General features: G+C 58.7%; 20 protein-coding genes. 9 read left to right on the top strand and 11 right to left on the bottom strand.

Features of this window, described 5'->3' with window-relative positions; all coding sequences use genetic code 11:
• Nucleotides 1-123 precede the first annotated feature (123 nt).
• Nucleotides 124-369 carry a hypothetical protein gene (locus ACXAH0_RS09895; RefSeq protein WP_475173394.1) on the bottom strand — a complete coding sequence of 82 codons (246 nt, stop codon included), beginning with the start codon at nt 367-369 and terminating at the stop codon, nt 124-126.
• A 409-nt stretch (nt 370-778) separates the two neighbouring features.
• Here ACXAH0_RS09895 and ACXAH0_RS09890 point away from each other — a divergent pair, with 409 nt between their 5' ends.
• Both ACXAH0_RS09890 and ACXAH0_RS09885 read left to right on the top strand, forming a co-directional pair.
• Complete coding sequence (locus tag ACXAH0_RS09890; protein ID WP_475190750.1) at nt 779-2,584, top strand: PHA/PHB synthase family protein; 1,806 nt, start codon at nt 779-781, stop codon at nt 2,582-2,584.
• 134 nt (nt 2,585-2,718) lie between these two features.
• Nucleotides 2,719-3,300, top strand: coding sequence for a DUF6653 family protein (locus ACXAH0_RS09885; RefSeq protein ID WP_475173398.1), 582 nt, complete (start codon nt 2,719-2,721; stop codon nt 3,298-3,300).
• 136 nt (nt 3,301-3,436) lie between these two features.
• Here ACXAH0_RS09885 and speB read toward each other — a convergent pair whose 3' ends face one another.
• The gene (speB, locus tag ACXAH0_RS09880; RefSeq protein WP_475190747.1) at nt 3,437-4,402 is read right to left on the bottom strand and encodes an agmatinase; all 966 of its coding nucleotides are present in this window, start codon (nt 4,400-4,402) and stop codon (nt 3,437-3,439) included.
• A 276-nt stretch (nt 4,403-4,678) separates the two neighbouring features.
• Between speB and guaD the strand changes: the two genes are divergently transcribed.
• The gene (guaD, locus tag ACXAH0_RS09875) at nt 4,679-6,052 is read left to right on the top strand and encodes a guanine deaminase (protein WP_475190746.1); all 1,374 of its coding nucleotides are present in this window, start codon (nt 4,679-4,681) and stop codon (nt 6,050-6,052) included.
• Here guaD and ACXAH0_RS09870 read toward each other — a convergent pair.
• The gene (locus ACXAH0_RS09870) at nt 6,033-7,274 is read right to left on the bottom strand and encodes an MFS transporter (protein ID WP_475190745.1); all 1,242 of its coding nucleotides are present in this window, start codon (nt 7,272-7,274) and stop codon (nt 6,033-6,035) included. The genes guaD and ACXAH0_RS09870 overlap by 20 nt on opposite strands.
• Nucleotides 7,275-7,343: 69 nt before the next feature.
• Between ACXAH0_RS09870 and ACXAH0_RS09865 the strand changes: the two genes are divergently transcribed.
• Together ACXAH0_RS09865 and ACXAH0_RS09860 are read left to right on the top strand one after the other, a co-directional pair.
• Complete coding sequence (locus tag ACXAH0_RS09865; protein WP_475173407.1) at nt 7,344-7,766, top strand: helix-turn-helix domain-containing protein; 423 nt, start codon at nt 7,344-7,346, stop codon at nt 7,764-7,766.
• 270 nt (nt 7,767-8,036) lie between these two features.
• On the top strand, nt 8,037-8,576 hold the full coding sequence (locus ACXAH0_RS09860; RefSeq protein WP_475190743.1) for a hypothetical protein: 540 nt from the start codon (nt 8,037-8,039) through the stop codon (nt 8,574-8,576).
• A gap of 1 nt (nt 8,577) precedes the next feature.
• Here the strand turns inward: ACXAH0_RS09860 and ACXAH0_RS09855 are convergent, their stop codons facing one another.
• The 4 genes from ACXAH0_RS09855 to rplM form a co-directional block, all read right to left on the bottom strand.
• On the bottom strand, nt 8,578-9,975 hold the full coding sequence (locus tag ACXAH0_RS09855; RefSeq protein ID WP_475190740.1) for an MATE family efflux transporter: 1,398 nt from the start codon (nt 9,973-9,975) through the stop codon (nt 8,578-8,580).
• A gap of 107 nt (nt 9,976-10,082) precedes the next feature.
• On the bottom strand, nt 10,083-10,358 hold the full coding sequence (locus ACXAH0_RS09850) for a peptidoglycan-binding domain-containing protein (RefSeq protein WP_475190735.1): 276 nt from the start codon (nt 10,356-10,358) through the stop codon (nt 10,083-10,085).
• A 247-nt stretch (nt 10,359-10,605) separates the two neighbouring features.
• Complete coding sequence (rpsI, locus tag ACXAH0_RS09845; RefSeq protein WP_475184066.1) at nt 10,606-11,082, bottom strand: 30S ribosomal protein S9; 477 nt, start codon at nt 11,080-11,082, stop codon at nt 10,606-10,608.
• A gap of 2 nt (nt 11,083-11,084) precedes the next feature.
• Nucleotides 11,085-11,552, bottom strand: coding sequence for a 50S ribosomal protein L13 (gene rplM / locus ACXAH0_RS09840; protein WP_475184068.1), 468 nt, complete (start codon nt 11,550-11,552; stop codon nt 11,085-11,087).
• Nucleotides 11,553-11,882: 330 nt separating this feature from the next.
• Here rplM and ACXAH0_RS09835 point away from each other — a divergent pair, with 330 nt between their 5' ends.
• On the top strand, nt 11,883-13,094 hold the full coding sequence (locus ACXAH0_RS09835; RefSeq protein ID WP_475190733.1) for a GGDEF domain-containing protein: 1,212 nt from the start codon (nt 11,883-11,885) through the stop codon (nt 13,092-13,094).
• Between the two features lie 48 nt (nt 13,095-13,142).
• On the opposite strand, the gene ACXAH0_RS09830 is transcribed toward ACXAH0_RS09835, so the two are convergent.
• Entirely contained in the window at nt 13,143-13,568 is a 426-nt protein-coding gene (locus tag ACXAH0_RS09830) for a PaaI family thioesterase (RefSeq protein ID WP_475190731.1), read from the bottom strand.
• A gap of 109 nt (nt 13,569-13,677) precedes the next feature.
• Nucleotides 13,678-15,045, bottom strand: coding sequence for a ferredoxin reductase family protein (locus ACXAH0_RS09825; protein WP_475184075.1), 1,368 nt, complete (start codon nt 15,043-15,045; stop codon nt 13,678-13,680).
• Nucleotides 15,046-15,355: 310 nt separating this feature from the next.
• Between ACXAH0_RS09825 and ACXAH0_RS09820 the strand changes: the two genes are divergently transcribed.
• Nucleotides 15,356-15,856, top strand: a complete 501-nt coding sequence (locus ACXAH0_RS09820) for a hypothetical protein (protein WP_475184077.1) — start codon at nt 15,356-15,358, stop codon at nt 15,854-15,856.
• A gap of 26 nt (nt 15,857-15,882) precedes the next feature.
• On the opposite strand, the gene bmt is transcribed toward ACXAH0_RS09820, so the two are convergent.
• A complete protein-coding gene (gene bmt, locus ACXAH0_RS09815; RefSeq protein ID WP_475190729.1) occupies nt 15,883-16,911 on the bottom strand; it encodes a betaine--homocysteine S-methyltransferase in 1,029 nt (342 codons plus the stop codon).
• A gap of 101 nt (nt 16,912-17,012) precedes the next feature.
• Complete coding sequence (locus tag ACXAH0_RS09810; RefSeq protein ID WP_475190727.1) at nt 17,013-19,574, bottom strand: GcvT family protein; 2,562 nt, start codon at nt 19,572-19,574, stop codon at nt 17,013-17,015.
• Nucleotides 19,575-19,908: 334 nt separating this feature from the next.
• Here ACXAH0_RS09810 and ACXAH0_RS09805 point away from each other — a divergent pair, with 334 nt between their 5' ends.
• Nucleotides 19,909-21,447: a trimethylamine methyltransferase family protein gene (locus ACXAH0_RS09805; protein WP_475190725.1), complete on the top strand. Its 1,539-nt coding sequence runs from the start codon at nt 19,909-19,911 to the stop codon at nt 21,445-21,447.
• A 169-nt stretch (nt 21,448-21,616) separates the two neighbouring features.
• A complete protein-coding gene (locus tag ACXAH0_RS09800; protein WP_475190721.1) occupies nt 21,617-22,810 on the top strand; it encodes an AGE family epimerase/isomerase in 1,194 nt (397 codons plus the stop codon).
• Nucleotides 22,811-22,940: the final 130 nt, after the last annotated feature.

The following is a 22,940-nucleotide window of genomic DNA, read 5'->3' as shown; positions in this document are numbered from 1 at the left end:
CAACAAAAGGACTGACCCAAAGTCAGAAGATGTAAGGTGTTAAACCGATTAGGGTCGGTGTCTGGAAAAAGCATAGGCTTGTGGCCCACATCAGCCCGGCGGGCGCCCACCGCAACGCCGGTGTCACTCGGAGGCGAGAGACTCCAGATAGTCTGCGGTGGCCTTGCGGTCTTTCGGATTGATCAATCCGGACGCTTCCCCCGTGCCAGCCTGCCCGTAGCCTGTTGGGGCCGGAACATTGCCGCCAGAATTACGCCCGTCTGACCGCATGGCATCAAGAAGCGGAGTTCCCGGGCCTACGCTGCAACTTGCAAGCACCATGGCCAGCAGAAAGGCTGAACCTCCTCTTGTCACGGAGACCACAGACATGGGTGATGTCATCCTCTTCAATCGCGGGAGGATCCTCGAATCTCCCTGGCTGCATGTTAGCAGATCCGGAACGGCTCTGCCGCCAGGGCCTTTGCTTAAGGCGGAATTTGACAAAAATCATGATACGGCGGGAACGATCTCCCTAAAGTCCCCCTATCACGTGACCGTCACAAACGTTTTTTACAGCAAGTGAGGCACACGGGAGGCCCTTGTGATGTCCAGCGGACAGGCGCCAGGCAAGCGCAGAAATTTCGTTGAGCCGTACCATTCGACGCTGCAGGCCCCTTGTGCCATAACGAAAAGAAAGCCTGAAATAGCCGCATGTTTATAACTGGATAGCGCGGCATAAAATCAGTGCTCCGGACCAACCGGAGCCGGCGGGCGCGAGAGACCGGAGGACCCTTTGCCCATGTCTGACGACAAACCCCATCCCATGCTGCACTACATCATCAACAATCCGGAGGCTTTTGCCCAAAATTTAGCAAAGACCCTGGAACAGGCCGGCAAGGCCATGGCCGCCTATATCGAGCCGCGGGAACAGGGCAAAATCACCCACGAGTCGACAGATGAGCTGACAGGTGTCGTCAAAACGCTGGCCCAGGTGGGGGAATACTGGATTTCGGATCCGCAACGGGCGATCGAAGCCCAGTCACGGCTGTGGAACGGCTATATCGAGCTTTGGAATTCGTCGCTCAAACGCATGATGGGCGAACCCTCCGAACCGGCCGTGACCACGCCGCCCAAGGACAAGCGTTTTGCCGATCCGGACTGGGAGGACAACCAGTTCTTCGACTTTATCCGTCAGCTTTATCTGATCACCAGCAAATGGGCCGAAGACATGGTGCAGGAGGCCGACGGCCTCGACGAGCATACGCGGCACAAGGCCGAGTTCTATGTCACCCAGATTGCCAATGCGGTCTCCCCGTCCAATTTCCTTCTGACCAATCCCGAACTGCTCCGCCTGACGCTGGAGAGCAATGGTGAGAACCTGGTCAAGGGCATGCAGCACCTTGTCGAGGACCTGAAAACCGGCAAGGGCGATTTGAAGATCCGCCAGACCGATCCGTCCAAATTCAAGCTGGGCGTCAATCTGGGCAACACACCGGGCAAGGTGATCGCCCAGAACGATGTGTGTCAGGTCATTCAATATACGCCGACCACGGCAGAGGTACTGAAACGCCCGCTGCTGATCGTGCCGCCCTGGATCAACAAATTCTACATTCTCGATCTGAACGCGGACAAATCGTTCATCAAATGGGCCGTTGACCAGGGCCATACGGTGTTTGTCATCTCCTGGGTGAACCCCGATGAGCGGCAAGCCACCAAGAGCTTCGAGCACTATATGAAAGAGGGAATCCTCAAAACGCTTGATGTGATCAAGCGCGCCACGCGGCAACAGGAGGTCAATGCCATTGGCTATTGCGTCGGCGGCACCCTGCTGGCCGTCACTCTGGCCTATATGGCCCGGATTGGCGACGCGCGAATCAAGACCGCCACATTCTTCACCACTCAGGTAGACTTCACCTTTGCCGGAGATCTGAAAGTTTTTGTGGATGAAGAACAGATTTCTGTGCTGGAAAAGCGCATGGCCGAACACGGTTATCTGGACGGTTCGAAAATGTCCTCTGCCTTCAACATGCTGCGGTCCAACGATCTGATCTGGTCCTATGTGGTCAACAACTACCTTAAGGGCAAGGAACCCTTCCCGTTTGACCTGCTGTTCTGGAATTCCGACTCCACCCGCATGCCGGCGGCTAACCACTCCTTCTATCTGCGCAACTGTTATCTCGACAACAAACTGTCCAAAGGCGAGATGGAAATCGGCGGCGAGGCGCTGGATCTGTCACAGGTCACAATCCCCATCTTCAACCTGGCAACCCGGGAGGATCATATCGCTCCCCCCAAGTCTGTTTTCCTTGGTTCCGGCTGTTTTGGCGGGCCCGTAGACTATGTGCTCGCCGGGTCCGGCCACATTGCCGGCGTCGTCAATCCGCCCCTCAAGAACAAGTACCAGTTCTGGACGGGACGCGAGGCCAAAGGCACGTTGGAGAACTGGCTGAAGAACGCACAGGAGCATCCTGGCTCCTGGTGGCCTTACTGGGATGAGTGGATCCGCACCCACGACAATACAAAAGCCAAAGCCCGCAAACCGGGCGCGAACAGGGTCAAGATCCTGGAAGATGCCCCCGGTTCCTATGTGATGCAGAGGGTGTGAATATGTGGCTTTCCGACAACAGTCACCCCAAGTTTCCGTTAGGGTAGAAAAATTCGGCAATGACGGGCTCGTGATTGCCAAGCAAGGGGAACTAGGAGTACTATCGGGCAACATCTGACAGTGCAGCAACAACCATGCAACCCAGACAAAACCGTCGGCTCCAACCCGCCCATCACACCCGCAAGAGTGCCTACCGGGCGATTCCTGTCCTGCCCAATGTGAACCCGGTCGCAGGCATGCCTGCAGGGGCCTTGTCGGCCTATGCCAAGCTCGCCGCCCCGGTTCTGGCGACTGCAGCGCTCTGGCTTCATGTCTGGCTCGGGCTTGCCGTTGCCGTAGCGGTGGCCTTTCTGGTCGCAGCCGCGACCCTCGTCCTGCAGCGTCTGCCGGTTTTTGCGAGGGAGGCAGACAGCTGGGCCCGGGCGGTCAGTTTTGGTGAACGCGTCTGGCTCAACCGGCAGCAGATTCCCGTTCCAGCCCGCACCAGCTCCAGGATAACGGCGCTGTATCTCGTGTTCTGGTTCGGAACGATTGTGGCCCTGATCGGTGGTGGTACCGCCTCTCACCTTTTGACGGTGTCCGGCCTTCTGGTGGCTTACTGTGCCCAGGTCGTATGCTTTCAGAACCTGATCCAGCTTTATGAGCGGATGAAAGGCGTCACCCCGCTATACAGGTTCTGGTCCTCCCTGCCCGGCAACGACAATTTGAAACTCTAAAGCAAAGCGCGTTCGCTTGAGTTTGTCTATTTCCGCCAGAAAATCAGACATGCCAGCGCCAAAGACAAAGCGGTTTACTCCTGTATGAACGCGGCACACATCCAAGCCTACTGCCGTGAGAGCCCCTTTTAAAGTTTTACGCCCGTTCCCCCGCTTTGCGTTCAGCGAGCAGGCCGATATAGGTGAGTGCGACACTGGCCCCGGCAATGGAGGTGATGTCCGCATGGTCATAGGCTGGTGCAACTTCCACCACATCCCCTCCGACAAAATTCAAACCGCCCAGCCCCCGCAGTATGGACAGCGCCTCGCGGGAAGACAGTCCTCCTGAGACCGGCGTTCCCGTGCCCGGTGCAAAGGCCGGATCGAGGCAATCAATATCAAAGGTCATATAGGCTGGCCCCGGTCCGACCCGGTCCTGAATGCGGCCGATCACCCCCTTGATGCCGAGGTCATCCATCTCATGACCGAAAATAATCTCCAGGCCGCAGGTTTCCGGGGCGTGGGTGCGGATGCCGATCTGGATGGACCGGTCCGGGTCAATCAGCCCCTCTCGCACCGCCCGCCCAGTGAAGGTTCCATGGTCAATGCGGTCGCCTTCGTCAGACCAGGTGTCCTGATGGGCATCGAACTGTACCAGAGCCAGCGGACCGTGTTTGGCAACATGGGCCTTCAAGAGCGGATAGGTTACAAAGTGATCTCCGCCGATCGAAAACAGATGTGTGTCCGTCGCCAGGATATCCGCTGCCTGTGCCTGGATGTGACCTGGCGTGTCGGTCACCTTGGCATAGTCAAAGACACAGTCGCCATAATCGACACAGGCAAGGACTTCAAACGGGTCCATCTGAAACGGATATTGCGGATCGCCGTCGAAAATGGCAGAGGCACGGCGCACCCCTTGGGGACCAAACCTGGCGCCCGGCCGGTTGGAGACCGACGCATCGAACGGGATGCCCCAGACGGCCAGATCCACATCCCTCAAGTCCCGGCTGTAGCGGCGGCGCATGAAGGACAAGGCCCCGGCATAGGTTGCCTCGTGAGAGCCTCCCTTGAGGGACGCTCCCAAAAATGCATTGTCGGTCGGGCGCGGAAGATCTGCTGACATCTGGCGGGTCCTGTTCTGGCCGGGCGCGGGCAGACTACGGGCAGTCCCTCAAATCCGGCTTACATCCATTGAGATGGTCTTAGCAGAGGCCCAGGCGTGCCGCTACGACAAACCCGGCGCATGGCTGTTGACGGATGGGTGTTGCCGCGCGCCCCGCCCCTGCCCGTTTTTTCAACATGCGAAAGACTGACCATTGTCCGAACCTGCCGTGGGGATTAAGAGTGGACGGCAGAGCTTTCCCTGACATTCCTCCAAACGACCCAAGGATCTGAGGCTGTGGCAGACCAGACCAGAACACTCCTGCGCGGCAGACTGCTTTCCTTCCATGCGGCCCCGGCCGGACCGGAAGATACCGAGTCCTATCATTATGAGGAAGACGGCGGGCTTTTGATTGTTGGGGGCAAGATCGAGCTTGCAGGTCCTTTTGCGGAGATTGAGGCTACGGCGCCGGCAGGAACTCAGGTCGTAGATCACCGCCCGCATCTGATCCTGCCTGGCCTGATCGACACCCATATCCATTTCCCGCAGGCCCAGGTGATTGCCTCCTGGGCGGACCAGTTGCTGGACTGGCTGAACGACTACACTTTTCCGGCCGAACTGACCTTCTCCGACCCCTCTCATGCGGCAAGGATAGCGGCGGGCTTCTATGACGCGCTGACGGCCCATGGCACCACAACGGCAGCCGCCTATTGCTCCAGCCATCCGGCCTCCGTTGAGGCCTATTTCGAAGAGGCAGAGCGCCGGAACATGCTGATGCTGGGCGGCAAGACTATGATGGACCGCAACGCTCCGGCGGATCTGTGCGATACGGCCCAAAGCAGCTACGAAGACAGCAAGGCGCTTTTGAAGAAGTGGCATGGGCGGGGCCGTGCGCATTATGTCATCACCCCGCGTTTTGCAATCACCTCTACACCGGAGCAGCTGGAAGCCGCCGGGGCACTGTTGAAGGAGCATCCGGACTGTCATCTCCAGACCCATATCAACGAAAACCATGACGAGATCGCGTTCACCCGGGAGCTCTACCCCGACGCAGACCATTACCTGGGTGTCTATGACCGGTTCGGCCTGCTTGGCCCGAAGACGCTGCTCGGCCACTGCATCCATATGAGCGACGCGGAACTGGAGATAACCCGGGCCACTGGATCGGTCGCCGTTTTCTGCCCCACCTCCAATCTTTTTCTTGGCAGCGGCCTGTTTGACAAGGCCCGGCTGGAGCGCGCGGGCATCCGCACCGCGATTGCAACGGATGTGGGCGGCGGCACCAGCTATTCCATGCTGCGCACCCTGGATGAAGGCTACAAGATCCTGCAATTACAGCGGCAGCGCCTGCATCCGCTGACCAGCTTCTACTGGGCCACACGGGGCAATGCGGAGGCGCTTTCACTCGCGGACCGCGTCGGCACGCTTGAACCGGGCACCGATGCCGATCTGGTGGTGCTGAACGCCGCCGCCACCCAGCCGATGGCGCTGCGCATGGAAACGGTTGAAACTCTTTCCGAAGAGCTGTTCCTGCTCCAGACCCTCGGAGATGACCGCGCAGTTGCGCAAACCTATGTCGCCGGCCGCGCGGTCAAGACTGTCCAAGACGCAGGCCCAATGCCCGGAAACCCCTTAAAAGTGCTTTCGGGCCTTAGACCAGAGAAGACGTGACCGCCCGCGCGGCCCGTACCCGGCGCATCACGCCAAAGACAAGTCCAGACGCGGCAAGTCCCCAAAAGGCTATGGCTGTTGACAGGAACACAGCTTCGAACCCGGCCTCGGCAATGGGATAGGTCAGCACCAGCGGCGAGACGACCTGACCTGCGAACAGGGCCGTCGTCACCACCCCTGACACCCTTCCCCTTTTCTCGTCCGGTGCGATCTCCAGAGCCAGGAACAGGCAGGCGGGCTGCACCAGGGCATAGCCTGCGCCAACCAGACCAGCGCCTGTCAGAACATGCGCCCAGCTTGCCCCAAGGGTCAGACCTGCAAATCCGGCGCCCATGGCTGCAAATCCGATGGAGAGCGTAGCCGCCAGACCGAAACGGATTCTGAGACGGTTGAACATCAGCGCGGTGACCCCACCGCTGATCATCAGGACGCCCAGCCCATGGGCTGTGGCAGAGGCTTTTTCAAAGCCGTGTGCGGCCAGGAAGAATGGCAACTGGCTTGGCATTTGGAAAAACAGCAGCACTGTGACAAACATCAGAGCGCCGGTGCCGAGCGCTGCAGGCCACCAGGCGCTTGCACCAGGTGGCACGGCATCCGCCATTGAGGCCGTTTGCGCCTCCATTTTGTGTTGATCCGGCTGCAAACGGCAAAGCCCGGTCAGCAGCGGCAGCAGCACAACGGGCAGCGCATAGACCAGAAACGGCAGCCGGGCTGACTGATCAGCCAGAGCACCTGACAGGGCAATGAACCCAAAGCCGCTAAAATTGATGGCCACGGTCTGCCAGCCCAGGAAAGCACTTCGCCGCGCGTCTCCAAAAAGGTCCCCAACCAGCGCCACCTGGGCTGTCATGGTCATGGCCACCGCAACACCGAGCAAGAGCCGACTGGCAATCAGGGCGTGAAGATCCGGCAGATAAGCCCCGGCACTGCCTGAAAGAACAAACAGAACCACCCCGGCAGCCATCAAGCGGCCCTTGCCATAGCGGTCGGCGAACAGACCGGCAAAAGGGGCCACAAGAACGACGGTCAAGGACGGGGCAGACACCAGAAAGCGCACCAGATAAGCGGCCCCCGGTACATCTGCAAAACTGGCCTCAAGCCCCGGCAAGGCCGGGCTGATCGTGGCATTGGCCATGATTTTCAAGGTCGCGGTGAACAAAAGCGCAATCGCTGCAGTATCCCTCCAAAGCGGGCGGGCCTGCATCTGATTTGGGTCTGGCACGGGAAATGTCCTTGCAAAATTGAGATCCGGACGCCACCTTACAAGTTCAAGTCGACTTGAGGTCAATAGATGAAATTACTCGATATTTCAGAAGTCTCCCATCAGACCGGACTGGCCGCCTCCGCGATCCGCCACTATGAGGAAAAAGGGCTGATCACCTCGATCGGCCGCAGGGGGTTAAAGCGCCTGTTCTCTCCGGATGTTCTGGACCAGCTGGCCGTGATCACTCTGGGCAAAACGGCTGGGTTTTCCCTGGAGGACATCAAGGGCATGTTCGGCCCGGATGGCCGGCCTGCGATCTCCCGCCAGACCCTGCAGGACAAGGCGGATGCGCTTGACACCCAGATCCAGCGCTTGTCCAGCCTCAGGGACATGATCCGCCACGTGGCGGACTGTACCGCCCCGTCTCACATGGAGTGCCCAAGGTTCCGGAAGCTGTTGCGGCTGGCTGGCAAATTCCGCGACCAGACGAATACGCGCTTTCTAGGCTGAGAGGACTTGTGCCTCAAGCCTCCGGTCACCAACTCGACAATTGACCTGCTTGATGGAGGCTTGGGCGTTCCACAAATGGCAAGCTCCACTGCAACGTGCGCGCCTCTGTTGGGAGCAGCCACATTTCGCATGCTGATAGAATGACAGAAACCGAAACTGACCCATACTCTTCCCAAAAAGGCTTTAGTGTTTGCGCCACCAGGAAAGAGCATTGGCGTAACTGCTCGGGCAAATGTAAGACGCTCATTGATTGCAGGAGGCAGCAATTTAATGTCCTTTCGAACGCGGCTCTTCGGTTTCAGAAAGCCACCCGTGGTTTATCTGGGCGATGTTCAGATGAAACTCGACTGGAACATCACCTCCCAGTTCTGCGGCAGGCCAGCCGGACGTTTCAACCCGCCAAGCTCCAGTGACCTGAAGCGCTACTTTTCTCAAACTTTGGAACTACCGGACTATGAGGCCGAAGATCCCGACCGTCCCTCCGGTGGACATCTGCTGCACTTGGCCATTACCGATCTGCATCAAGGCAGGTTTAGTCTTCTCGACATGAATGAACTCTGTCTGCCCATTGCGATCCGTCCGTCAATCACCGTGACAGGTTATTTGCTCGATATAGCCTCAAGAAACGTGTTGAGTGAGCAAACCGTTACGCAAAAACCGCCTTGGTTCCGATATCGGCATCCCGTTTTTATAGGGATGAGTGCTCTGACAGGAAACTCTGATCCGGATGCTGCGACCCCTTTGGGGGACATGGCCGCAATAGAGGTCCTGAAGAAGTTGAAAGAAGATACCCTCGAAAAACGAAAATGAATCAGCGTCTTGCAAAAAACAGGATCACCTGACGGGCTTGACGCTGGAAGAGGCCGGGAGCGGCCGGACTGTCGGCGCCTGTTTCCACGCTGGCAATCACCCGGCTGGCCAGAAAGAGGGCCAGAAGGCCGAACACAACACCGCCCGCCGCTTGGCCAATCAGGACACCCGGCGCGCCGAACCAGACGCTTCCCAGCCAGACGAACGGAATGGTGCCGAGCGTATGGCGGCCCCAGTTCATCAAGGTGGAATAGAAGGGCCGCCCCAGATTGTTGAAACAGGCATTGGTGACAAAGAGGGCCCCGTTGAAGAAGAACATAAGGGCAAGCGGCCCGCAGAACAGGTAGATCAGGGTCAGCGCCATGCCCTGAGCATTGAACAGCCACACAATGGGCTCGCGCAGCAAAAACAGCACAAGCGCAGCCAGACCAACCACAAGCGCGGTAAAGATCAGCGCATCGCGCAAGGTTCCCCGGACCCGGTCAAAGCGCCCCGCCCCGAAATTCTGCCCGATGATCGGTCCAACGGCGCCAGACAGAGCAAAGATCGTTGCAAAGGCCAGCGGTGTCATTCGTGCGACGACAGCCATGCCGGCCACGGCCTCCTCCCCATACTCCGCCATGGACCGGGTTACCCAGGCCTGGCCGACCGGGGTCGCCAACTGGGTGAGGATCGCCGGAAGCGCGATAGCGCAAATTGGCGGCAGATCCCTCATCAAAAGCACTGGCTTCGGCAGTTTCAGCCCCCCATGGACCTTGATGATGGGGGGCAGCACATAGGCTGCAATCGCAAACCGTGACACGGCACTGGCTATGGCTGCGCCCGTCAGGTCAAGGTCCAGCCCGAAAATCAGGATCGGGTCGAGCACGGCATTGACCAGGCCGCCGACAATGGACGACGTCATCGCCCGCCGTGCATCCCCATGGGCGCGCAGTATGGCTCCCCCCGCCATGCCCAGAAGCAGAACCGGCAGGGTCGGCACGATGATCGCCAGATAATGGACCGCCAAAGTGTGCGTCACACCGCGCGCGCCGATCAGCGTGACCAGATCGTCCAGCAGAAACCAGACAAGTCCCGCAAAAAGGGAAGAAAACAGAACCCCGGCGGCAAGCGCATTGGAGGCCTGCTCGCCCGCCCGTTCAGAATCCCCCTGGCCAAGTGCCCGGGCCACAAGGGCTCCTGCAGCAATGGCCACGCCGATATTGAACGAGGTGGTGAAGAACAGGATCGCTCCGGCATAGCCGATGGCTGCAGCCAGTTCTTCCTTGCCCAGCATGGAAATGAAGATCATGTCGACAAAATCGACTGCGAATATGGCCATCAATCCGGCCGAGGCGGTCAAGGACATGACCATCACATGGCGGAAGAGACTGCCTTCCAGAAATTTCGCTTGGGTCATGCAGTCCCTGACGGTTTCAAAAGTCCCCCGGCAACGCGCAGCGGGATATTGTTTCTTTATGGCAAGATGCCTCTATTCCAAACAAAGATCTTCTCAGGCTGCGGGCATCACCGCTTGAGGCCTGATACAAAGCGCTGTTGATCACGCACTTCCATCCCACAAAGGCTCTGATCAAACACATCGATACGATCAATAATCTGCCGACGCTCATTGCCTTCAAACCGGGGCCAGGTCCGCTGACCGATCACACCATCGGGCGCCAGGCTTCTGGGCCTTTGAAACTCGCGCACTTCCTGCTGCGTCCGGGACCCGAAAATCAAATCGGCTGTCAGGCTCGCGCCCGTCCGGTTCAACAGCAATTGGGCAACGGAAACCGCAGGCATGGTATCTCCCCGCCGCAACAAAACAAATTCTGGCATAAAACATTCCACCTAAGAAAAACAAACAAACTCTGTCTATTCAGAAAAAACGCAAAGAGGAGATGCAGTCTTTCCTTAAGGATAGAAAATCTTGAAGCGCGTTCTTTACCCGCACTGCGCTTTGCAAAACGTACACAGGTCCCAAAACACAAAAACCCGCTGGATCGCTCCAGCGGGTTCTTTAAAAGATCGGAACCAGTTTGTCCGGCGATTAACGCTTGGAGAACTGGAAGGACCGGCGGGCCTTGCGGCGGCCGAATTTCTTACGCTCAACCACACGGGAGTCGCGGGTGAGGAAGCCATTCTTCTTCAGAATGGACCGCAGCTCCGGCTCGTAATGTGTCAGGGCCTTGGACAGACCGTGGCGCACGGCACCCGCCTGACCGGACAGGCCACCGCCGGTGACGGTTGCAACCACGTCATACTGGCCATCGCGTTCGGTCAGCATGACCGGCTGGCGCAGGATCATCTGCAGCACCGGACGTGCGAAATATTCGGTGAAGTCCTTGCCGTTGACGACAATTTTGCCAGTGCCCGGTTTGATCCAGACGCGCGCAATGGCGTCTTTCCGCTTGCCGGTTGCATAGGCACGGCCCTGAGCGTCCAGCTTCTGGACATGGACCGGAGCTTCAGGGGCAGCGGTTTCGACCGCACCGCCCAGTTCTTCCAGGGATTGCAGCTCAGCCATTCTTAAGCCCTCTTGCCGTCATTTTTTGCATTCAGGCCCTTCACGTCGACGAGTTCCGGCGACTGAGCTTCGTGCGGGTGGGTCGGACCAGCGTAAACTTTCAGGTTCTTCAGCTGCTTGTTGGACAGCGGACCGCCCGGCATCATGCGCTGAACGGCCTTTTCCAGAACACGCTCGGGAAACCGGCCTTCCAGGATGCCACGCGCGGTGCGCTCCTTGATGCCGCCCGGGTGACCGGTGTGCCAGTAGTATTTCTTGTTGTCGTATTTACGGCCAGTGAACACCACCTTGTCAGCGTTGATAACGATGACATTGTCGCCGGTGTCGACATGGGGGGTGTAGGTCGGCAGATGCTTGCCGCGCAGGTGGTTGGCAATGAAAGCGGCCAGGCGGCCGACAACCATGCCTTCTGCGTCGATCAAGATCCACTTTTTCTCGACCTCAGCCGGCTTGGCAGAGAAGGTCTTCATGAGTTTGATCCAACTTGGTCGGTTAAGGAAAGGGCCCGCGCGGCTGCAAATGAGCCAGCGAACGGACCCTGAATTCGTTCGAGGGTGCTTATACGCGCAGCCAAAACAGCCGTCAACAGCCTTTTTGGGGCCGGTTGCTATTTTATATTAATAATTTCAATTACTTACAAAAACGGTATCATATTACCACAATTTTTCCAGCTTTCCGATCTAATGTTTTCCCTCCTCCTTCAGCGGACCGAGTCCGTCTTGCCCGGCGTTCCCGTCGATTTTACCTAGTCTTAAGTCCTGAGTCCTAATTTCCCTCAGCGAACATCGGAAAGAGCGAGAATGAGTCGCGACAACCTGAAGCGAGTAAAACGGTATCCGTTGCTTTTCGCGCTACTCGGAACGCTCTTTCTTGTCGGTATTGTTTATATTTCGCTCGAAGCCCTGATTGACTGGCAGGTCCACGTTGCCATACGCAAGGATGCTGAAATCCGGGCACGCAACTGGAGCGACAACTTTTTTCAGACAACACCTTCCGCCGTGCAGATGATCGAAACCGGCGTCGCCCCCGAAGATGACTTCGCCCGGCTGGAAAATTCCTTTGCACTCACAGGGGTCATGCGGTTTAAGCTGTTTGACGATCAGGGCATGCTGACCTTCCTGTCAGACAATGGAGTGCTCGCGCCCACACAGTTCTTCAGTGAACAGGCGCTGCAGACTTTTCAAACCGGCCAAAGCATCGTAACGCTGCACGAACCAGAAGTACGCATCGGCCTTCCCGAACATCTTCAGACTTATGTGGAAGTTCTCATGCCCGCATTCCACCCCTCGGGCGAGCGGATCGGAACTGTTGAAGTCTCGGTCAATGTCGGCGACCTTGAAGAAGCCCTTGAAGTCTCCTTTCGTCAAATCAGCGGCTATCTGATTGCAGGCACTATCCTGATCCTGCTTGTTCCGGCTGCGGCCTATATCCACAAGACCCGGCAAATGATACGGCAAGACCGGACGCTTCTGGAATATACGCGCTACGACCAGTTGACCGGCACCTTCAACCGCAACAGCACGACGGAAATTCTTGCAGATCTTTTCGACGCACCCCAGGTTCCGCTCAGTCTTGGAATTCTGTTTGTCGATCTCGATCATTTCAAACAGGTAAATGACCAGTTCGGACACGCCTATGGTGACAGCCTGTTGCAGCATACCGCGCGGATCCTTAAGGCCAACCTGCGCGGCAAGGGGGATTATGTGGGCCGGTTCGGCGGGGATGAATTCGTGGTGCTGTGCCCGGATATCGGTTTGATCGAGTTCCGCAGCCTCTATGGCCGGATCATGGAAGATGCGCGCAAGACTTTCTATCACGAAAGCCGCAGCTACGTGCCCAGCCTGAGCACCGGCGCCTATATTGCCGTTGACGGGGATACGGCCAAAACAGCTCTGCACCGGGCCGATCTGGCCGTCTATGCCGCCAAACGCAGCGGCCGCGGCCAGGTGATCGAATATTCACGGGATCTGGAAGGCCTGTTCACGCAGGACAGGCCCCGGCAAACCGCCTGAGGTGCAAGGCCAGCCTAAGTTTCAATCGTCTTGCGCGCGGGCCGGTGATCAGCGGGGCGGCACCGAATAGGTAGCAGTGGCATGAGCAACCAGATCCTCGCTGCCCCTCCCTGAAATGGCGCAGTCAACAACGGCAAGCCGTTTTCCAAGTTTCAAAATCCGGCACGAGGCCAGGAGATCTCCCGGCGGTGGCTTGCGCAGGAAATTGATGTTGAAACTGGTGGTCACCGCCAGCGCCACCGGGCCGATATGGCCCAGAATCACCACATAGGCCGCCAGATCCGCGAGTGCCATCATAGACGGCCCGGAGACGGTTCCACCGGGGCGTAGATGCTGCTCCGTCGCGCTCAAACGCACAACGGCCACCCCGGGCTTCAGACTTTCCGCCCAATAGGCCCGCCCGCCAGCGTGAATCTGGGGAAACTCCCTGTCCAGAAATTGCTCGATCTCCCCAACTGACATCACTGGCTGCATGCGGCCTCCCCCAATCTGCACCTCGGCGCCGGCTTCCCGGCTCTCTTTTACGTAAACGTCAAAGCGGCCGGAGGGCAAGTGCAATTGCAGACCAGCAGTGCAGGAGACCCTATTCCGCCGGCAAGCGGTTTCCGGCGCGCCGTTTTTCCAGGGCATAAATGCCACTGTCCCAGAGCCAGGCGGCGAGCGTGCCAAGGCCAATGCCCGTACGCATTTGGAACTCTTCAAAATGGAACCGGGATGCCCGCAGCCCCTGCAACACCAGGCCACGCCTCAGGGACCTACGCATGGCTTTCGGCCCGCAGAAAAACACATGTGCGCGGCTGAGGTCCCCGTTCAGGTCCGCCGCAATCCGCTCCGGCGTCAACCGGACACCTTCCGCGGAATTGACGATGACCACCTCCAGGGTTCCCGCCTCTTCCGCACGCTTTTCTAGTTCCAGCGCATAGGGAATATCTTCGCGCCCGCGTACACAATAATACAGTTTCACCGGCCCGGTTTCGCGAGACTTCAGGCTTTCAGCAAAAGCCAGGAAGGGTGTGATCCCGATCCCGGCCCCGATCCAGATCTGCGGGTCGCGGCCTGCGGGCATGGAAAAATGCCCGAATGGGCCGGACACCCGGACCTCCATGCCCTCTTCGGCCTTGCGGCGCAACCGGCTGGTGTAATCGCCCAGATCCTTGATGGAAAACCGCAGGCTCCTGTCCGGCCGCGGCGCATCACTCAAGGTGAAAGGATGAGCTTCCGACAGGCCATGGCCTGCAAGGCTCAAGAAGGCAAACTGCCCGGCCCTGTGTTTCAGCCCTCGCCCTTCCGGGGCAAGCGCCAGTTCTGTCACACCATCCAAGTGGCAGACCGACATCACCTTGTAGCGGTGTCCACGGGGCGCCATTGGCCGGATAACGGACATCCAGGCATAGCTGGCCAGCCCGAGCAGGCAGAAGGCGGAGATATAGAGCCCAACAGGGTCCGTGTTGGAAAAAGGCTTCTCGATGAAGAAGAAATGAAAGGCGCCCATCAGGAAAAAGACCCCGATCAGACGGTGGCTCCATTTCCACAAATGATAGGGAATGAAAGTGATCACCGATGCCAGAACCAGAATAAGGAGACCATAGAGGCTTATTTCACCTATATCCTCGGCGATCCCGGACAGAGCCCCCCCGTTCAGGCCACGCATATCCGCATCAATGATGTCATGCAGTCCGAGGGCTGCCATCGCGCCAACGCCCAGCCACTTGTGAAGGACATAGATCCGGTCGAGCGGTCCAAAAATCATCTCCAGACCGGGCGCCCGGGTGGCCAGAGCCTGATTGATGCCCATCACAATGAGGGCGGCCGCTCCCAGATACTGGCTGAAGGCAGCCACCGGATCACGCGCCGCCGCGATCTGAAAAAACCAGACCAGCGGCACAAGACAAGTCGCTCCAATCACCAAAAGACCGAAAATCCGCAACGTCACCCCTCCTGTGCCAGCCATCACGGCTATCCTGACGGCCAAATCCGCGTTGACGTAGCAGCTGAAGACGTAAAATCAATAAACTTAAGTTTGTCCGGCACGGACCTTGCCCAAACTGCGGGAGTTCACGGGGTATTTCCGGACAATGGACGTGCAAAAACTACCCTTCTTGCGTCACAACACCACTCACCGGACACTCATCTGGAGCCTGTCGCATTTATGCAGTTTCAAAGTGGTTTGTCTTGAGTTGTGGCCTCTTTGATGTCAGACGGCGAAAACCAAGTCCGATAAAACGCGATGGGTTTTGGCCTTTCAGGAAAAGGAGAAAGACATGCAGCCCATCCGACTTGCACGCATTGCCATCCTTTCAGCCTCCCTGCCCCTTCTGGCCGGCCTTGCGCCAGATGAAACCTATGCGCAGGACTGGACCTATTTGGATGACCGGTCGAGCCCGCAGAGGTTGATCGAGAGCTATTATTTTGCCATCAGCACCCGCTCATACGCCCAGGCCTATGGTTACTTTGAGGCCCAGTCAGCACCGGAGGATTTCAATATCTGGGTCAAGGGTTATGCCGGCACGAAATCAGTTGAGGTGAAATTCGGCAGCACGCAGCCTGACCCTGGAGCAGGGCAAATCTACTGGGCTCTTCCCGTTGCGCTGCTGTCGCTTCAGACCAACGGCACACGCAAAACCTATACGGGCTGCTACAAGATCCATATGACAAATCCGGGCATGCAGGTGGATCCGCCCTACCAGCCGATGGGTATTGTCTCGGCCTCGCTCACGGAAACCAAAACGCCTTACATGGACGCACAGCCCGGCCCCTGCTGAAGGAGTGTCTCTGGTCGCGAAAAGAGCTACCCCCGGCGGCGGCCCCGCCGCCGCCCTCCTGAGCCACTGTCTCCCGCCGCGCGGACCGCATCGGCTTCCTTGTTTGGCGGGGATATCAGCGGGCCGATCTTCGCCAGAACATCTTCCAGATCCGGCCGGGGGCCTGGCTCATGGGCATCCAGTGCCTGACGCATGGCCGCAAGATGGGTGGGAGACGTGCCGCAGCAGCCTCCGATAATCCGGGCACCGGCATTGAGGGCCATATGGGCATATTTGGCCATCAGGTCAGGCGTGCCCGTATAGACAACTTCATCGCCGCGGATCTGGGGAATACCGCAATTGGCCTTGGCCACCACAATCGCCTCCGGATAGGCCTCGGTCATTTCCATGACCGCAGCCAGAAGATCGGACGCACCAACCCCGCAATTTGAACCGATGGCAACGGGCATGCAGGCAAACTGCGCTTGCAGATCACCAAGCCCCTTCGGAGCCAGCCCCATCATGGTCTTGCCTGCCGTATCGAAACTGGCGGTGATCACGAGCGGCAATCCGGCCCCTTGGGCCGCTTCGGCGGCTGCCTTCATCTCTTCAACCGCTGACATGGTCTCGACCCAAAGGATGTCAGCACCGCCTGCTACCAGACCTTCGATCTGTTCCCGGAATGCCGCAACACCCTCCTGATAGCTAAGCGCACCCAACGGCTGAAACAGCTCGCCTGTCGGGCCGATGGACCCGCCAATGAGAACCTCACGCCCAGCGCCTGCGGCCACGTCCCGGGCCAGCTGCACTCCCGCCCTGTTCAGTTCCTTTACCCGGCCTTCCGCGCCATGAAGCTTCAGGCGGTGACGGTTGCAGCCAAAAGTATTGGTCAGGATGATGTCAGACCCGGCATCGATAAAAGACTGGTGCAAGGCCTTGATCTTTTCCGGTGCCTCCACGTTCCACAATTCCGGCGCGTCCCCCGAGACAAGCCCCATCTCAAAAAGATTTGTCCCTGTTGCCCCATCCGCCAGGAGCGCACCCTTTTGGGCCAGAAGGTCTTCCAATTTCGACATCAAATGGTCTTTCATTCCTTCTGGGCCGTCGGCTCAAAGCGCCCCAACTGCGCATGTTCAAGGACTGAGCCCGGTGTCAGCCCCTGCCTTGTCTTTAAGAATCAGCTTTTCGGCTTCAGGTTGTCAGGATCATAAAGCGGCTGATAGCCAACCCCGGCCACTTCGACCGGATAGGTCTCCGACATATATTCGACCGTCAGTTTCCGGCCCACTTCGCAATAGCCCTGGGGCAGATACGCGAGCGCGATATTCTTGCCGATCGTCGGGCCAAAAGCGACCGACGTCGTGTAGGATAGACGGCCGAGACTGTCGACCAGGGTTTTGCCGGTCTCCGGATCCATGACCGGCATGGCGCCGACCGGATAGCGTTTGATCCCGCTGGCATCGGTATTTTCGGTCATAACAAGAGTACACAGCGTCGCTGGCTGATGGGCCCGCGCCCGGTATTCCAGATGTTTGGCCTTGCCGCGGAAATCCGCATCCTTGACCTTGGGCCGGGCCAAATCGGCTTCATAGAGGTTATACTGGGTCAAGAGATCCGCATTTTGCAGGCGCAGGCTCTTTTCCATACGGCGGGAATTGGCATAGGTCTCCACGCCAACCGCCGTGACACCGAGGCTGCGCAAGGCGTCCCAGACCGCCAGGCCATCCTCATAGGCCATGTGAAGTTCCCATCCCTGTTCCCCCACATAGGACAGGCGCAGAGCCGAGACCCCGCGTCCGGCGATCTCCAGGGGACGGATCGCAGCGAAGGGGAAGGCTTGCGGATCGAGCGCAGCCGGATCGGAAACCACCTTTTTCAGGTTCTCACGGGCATTTGGCCCCCAGATCCCGATCGTGGTGAAGCGTTCGCTCACATCTGTGACCGTGACATCAAAGCCCTTGTCCTCGGCAACGCGCTTCACATAGTGCAGATCACGCGGCCCGGCATCGGCCCCGTCAACGATGCGGCAACGGTCTTCCATGCGGAACACGGTCAGATCGGCGCGGATATTGCCCCCGTCATCCAGGAAGTGGGTGTAAATGCCCTTGCCGATATTGGCATCGCCGCCAATGCGGGCCGCACAGAGCCATTCCATCAGGGCCACATGATCCGGCCCTTCCACATCGAACATATAAAAATGCGACAGGTTGATGAGGCCGCAATCCTCGCTCATGGCCAGCTGTTCCGCATTGGAGACACGCCAGAAGTGGCGGTTGTCCCATTCCGCTGCCCGCTCCGGCACCCGGTCGGCATATTTCTCCAAGAGATGCTCATTGGCCGCATAACCATGCGCCCGCTCCCAGCCGCCCAGTTCCATGAAGTAGCCACCGAGTTCAACTTCCCGCTCATAGAAGGGCGAGCGCTTGATGTTGCGCCCGGAGGCATAGGGCTCGCGCGGGTGGATCGCCGGGAAATAGATCTTCTGGGCCGCCTCATAACAGCGCCCTTCAATGAACTCTTCACTCAGCTGGTGCTGGTAGAACCGGGAATAGTCGATTGACGCATGGTCGATTTCGGTGCGCCCGTCGGTCATCCAGTCGGCAATCAGCTTACCGTAGCCCGGACCGTCCTTGACCCAGATGGCAACACAATACCAAAGCCCGCGTACTTTCTGGCTTTCCCCGCAGGAGGGACCACCTGCGGCGGAGACCTGAAGCAGACCGTTGAAAGAATGGCTTTCATTATAGCCGAGCTCGCCCAGGATCGGGGTCAGTTCCATCGCCCGCTCCAGGGGCTCGATGACTTGTTCCATCTCCAGATCCCGCTGGGAGGGCGACAGGCGCGCTTCAAGCTTTTCCTGCAGATCCCGGGGATGGCACATGCGCGGATGAGTGGTCTCATAATAGCCCCACTCGATCTGCCCGCCTTCAGCGGTTTTCGGATCGCCCGTGTCGCGCATATAGGCCGAATTGCCCTGGTCGCGCAGCAGCGGAAAGCCGATATCCTTGCCGGTGCCTTCAAACTCATTATAAGGACCGAAGAAGGTCAGCGGATGGTCCACCGGCATCACCGGAAGGTCTTCACCGACCATTTCCGCGATCTGGCGTCCCCACAGGCCGGCACAGACAATCACATGATCGGCCAGAATAGTGCCGCGATGGGTCACAACCCCCTTGATGCGGCCACCTTCCACGATCAGTGACTGAGCGGGCGTGTTGGCAAAGGCTTTCAGCTTGCCGGTCTTTTCCCCTTCATCCACCAGCTTGCCCGCAACGGTCTGTGAACGCGGAACAACAAGACCGGCATCGGGATCGAACATGCCCCCCTGCACCATGTTCTCTTCAATCAGGGGAAAGAGGCTCTTGATTTCGTCGGGCTCTACCAGACGCACATTGGTTCCGAACGCCTTGCCCGAGGTGACCTTGCGCTTGATTTCCTCCATCCAGGCATCGTCGCCCTTACGGGCAATTTCCAGCCCGCCGACCCGCGCATAGTGTCCCATCTTGTCGAAAAACTCGATGGAGTACTGGGTTGTCCAGACCGACAGGTAGTCGTGGCTGGTGGTGTAGCAGAAGTCGGAAGCGTGGGCGGTGGAGCCGATATCTGTCGGAATGCCAGACTTGTCGATGCCAACAATATCATCCCAGCCGCGTTCGATCAGGTGATGGGCGACAGATGCGCCGACAATACCGCCGAGGCCGACAATGACGACCCTGGCTTTGTCAGGAAAGGCTGACATGTTTGCGTCCTCTTCAATTCGTTCGGGCCGCAGTATCGCGGCAGCCTCTTGCGCGAAATAGTCTGATTGCGTCACGGCGGCATACTGACCGCGACACGCAGCCCCAAAATGACCTGCTGCACAAAGGCCGCTGCAAACGGCTTTTTCCCAAAGGCCTCCAAGCGCTTCCCGCCTCCCATTGGCCTTGCCCCATGGCGCGGGACAGCCGGCTGCGATAGAGTCCCCCCGCCCTGAAATGACGCATTCAGGGCAGTGAGCGCCGGATCTGGGCCCCGCCCGCCAGACGGTTTGTTCAAGACTGGGTCAAACAAGAAAGCACATGTGGAGGCACAACATGTCAGACGCCGCTCCTTCAGGCCGCCGTGGACGATCCGCCCGCCGGGAGCGCCGGCAATCCGGTCCGGGCAGCCAGGCCGTTCCCTATATTTCCCGCAAAATCCCCGTCTATGATGTGCTGAGCGATGAGGGTGCGGAAAAGATCGAGGCCAATGCGGACCGTCTTCTGGCGGAGATCGGACTGGAATTCCGGGAAGATCCCGAAGTGCTGGCCTTATGGAAAGCGGCAGGTGCCGAGGTCGAGGGCGAGCGGGTGCGCTTTGAAAAAGGCATGCTGCGCGAAATCCTCAAGACCGCGCCGCGCCAGTTCACCCAGCATGCGCGTAACCCAGCCCGCAATGTGGAAATCGGCGGCAACAATCTGGTGTTTGCGCCTGTCTACGGCCCGCCCTTTGTCACAGACCTGGATCAGGGCCGCCGCTATGGCACCATTGAAGACTTCCGCAATTTCGTGAAGCTCGCCTATCTGTCGCCCTGGATTCATCATTCGGGCGGAACTGTGTGCGAACCGGTCGATCTGCCGGTCAACAAGCGCCATTTCGATATGGTCTATTCCCATATCAAATATTCAGACAAGCCGTTCATGGGCTCTGTGACGGCCCCCGAGCGGGCGGAAGATTCGGTCAGCATGGCGCAAATCGCTTTTGGAGACGCGTTCGTCGATCAGAACTGCGTCTTGATCCAGTTGATCAATGCCAATTCCCCGCTTGTTTTTGATGCGACCATGCTCGGGGCCCTGAAAGTCTATGCCAAGCACAATCAAGCCTGCATTGTCTCTCCCTTCATTCTGGCTGGCGCCATGAGCCCGGTCACCGTGGCTGGCACCTTGTCGCAGGTACTGGCCGAAGCACTTGCGGGCTGCGCACTGACCCAGTTGGTCCGCCCCGGCGCGCCTGTTGTCTTCGGCGCATTTGTCAGCTCAATTTCAATGCAGTCCGGAGCGCCAACCTTCGGCAGTCCGGAAGGCTCGCTGCTTTTGAACGGTGCCGCCAAACTGGCCCGCCGTCTCAATCTCCCCTTCCGCTCCGGCGGATCGTTCACCGCCTCCAAACTTCCGGACGCGCAATCGGCGCAGGAATCCGCCCAGACCATCCTTGCAACGGTACAGTCAGGCGTGAATTTCGCCCTTCACGCAGCCGGATGGCTGGAGGGGGGGCTGTGTTCTTCTTATGAAAAATTCATTCTGGATGCGGACCAGCTCGGCATGATGCATGTTCTGGCCAAAGGCATTGACGTTTCGGACGAGACCCTGGCGTTCGATGCGCTTCAGGAAGTCGGCCCGGGAGGTCATTTCCTCGGGGCGGCGCACACCCAGCGCAATTTCGAATCCGCTTTCTACCGCTCTCCGATTGCCGACAACAATTCCTATGAGCAATGGCTGACCGACGGCGAACTGGACGCGGCCCGGCGGGCCAATGCCCAATGGAAAGAAATGCTGCGCGCCTATAGCGGACCGGAGCTGGATCCAGCGATTGACGAGGCTCTGATGGCCTTTATGGCCGAGCGCAAGGCTTCGTTCCCCGACAGCAATGTCTGAGCCAAGCGCCGTCTCCGGCAGGCTCCCTCCTGACAGGCTTTTGTAAAAACCGCCGGGCCTGACGTGGGCCGGCATTTTTTTGCGTGACCTGACGGCGAAGCGGGCTATTGTCCGCGGGCCGGTCCGCATCCGCGCATCCCGTCAGACATCCAAGGCCGAAAGGACCCTCATGGAATCCCAGTCCAGACCCCAGGACCTTGCAGGCTTGCGCCTCCTGTCGCAGGACATGTTGCGCTGGTTGACCTCAAAGGCGCTTCCTCTTTGGCTGGAAACCGGTGCGGATCTATCCACGGGCGAATGTTTCGAAGCCATAGATCTTGAAACGCTCACTCCAACGGACCAATCCCGGCGAGCCCGTGTTGTGGCCCGGCAGATCTATTCCTTTCTGGAAGGCGGCCGGCTTGGCTGGGAGGACCAGGCAAACGGCATCGCGACCGGCCTGTTCGACTGGTTTTCAAACACCTATCTGACCGGCTCGGGCACATGCGTGGCCGCCGTTGATCTGGACAATGCGGTCACCGATGACCGCTTTGATCTCTACAATCAGGCTTTTGCGCTGTTCGCCTTTGCCCATGTGGCTGGCCAGGTGCCGGAGCGCAAGCGGCAGGCCGCGGACAAGGCCAACAATGTGCTCAAAAATCTCATGGACCGGTACCGCCACCCGCAGACCGGGTTCCGGGAGGCCAATCCGGACACACGCCCGCTGCGCTCCAATCCGCATATGCATCTGTTTGAGGCTTGTCTGGCCTGGGAAGCGGTTTCGGACGATCCGGTCTGGCAGAATCTCGCCGACGAAATTGCCGAGCTGGCGCTCACCCGTTTCATCGACCCGGTCAGCGGCGGCCTGCGCGAATACTTCGATCTGGACTGGTCCCCGCTCGAAGGAGACAGCGGCCGGATCATGGAACCCGGGCACCAGTTCGAATGGGCCTGGCTCCTGTGCAAATGGGGCACCTCCCGGGGAGATGCGGGCGCTCTGATTGCCGCTCGGCGCCTCTATGACATTGGTTGGACCTACGGGATCGATGAGACGCGCGGCGTGACTTTCATGGCCTTGAAGGACGATTTCACCGTTCACGATCCTCTCGCCCGCCTCTGGGGCCAGACCGAATGGATCAAGGCCGCTCTCGCGCTGGCCGAAGTGTCGGGCGGCCCGGAGCGGGAGGCCTATCTGTCGGATGTTCCGGACGCTGTTGCAGCCCTCCGGCATTTTCTGGAGACGGCTCCCGCCGGTCTATGGCGTGACAAGCAGAGCCCGGATGGACGCTTTGCCGTGGAACCGGCCCCGGCAAGTTCACTCTATCATATCGTGTGCGCCCTTTCGGAACTGGACCGGGTCACCGGGACTTTGAAGCCTTCTTAGACTCTGAAACACGGCCTCGCCCCGTGTCCAATTGGCGCTGACAGGGTCACATAAGACGTATTCGGCCTTTTTCTCCTGCGCTGCGCGCTCTATAGCTTGTCGCCGGATCTCATTGAAACTCCCGAAAGGC

Source organism: Roseibium sp. AWQ4_290, from assembly GCF_056160985.1.
The sequence above is the reverse complement of the archived record's forward strand: the minus strand, read 5'-3'. Positions and strand labels throughout refer to the sequence as shown.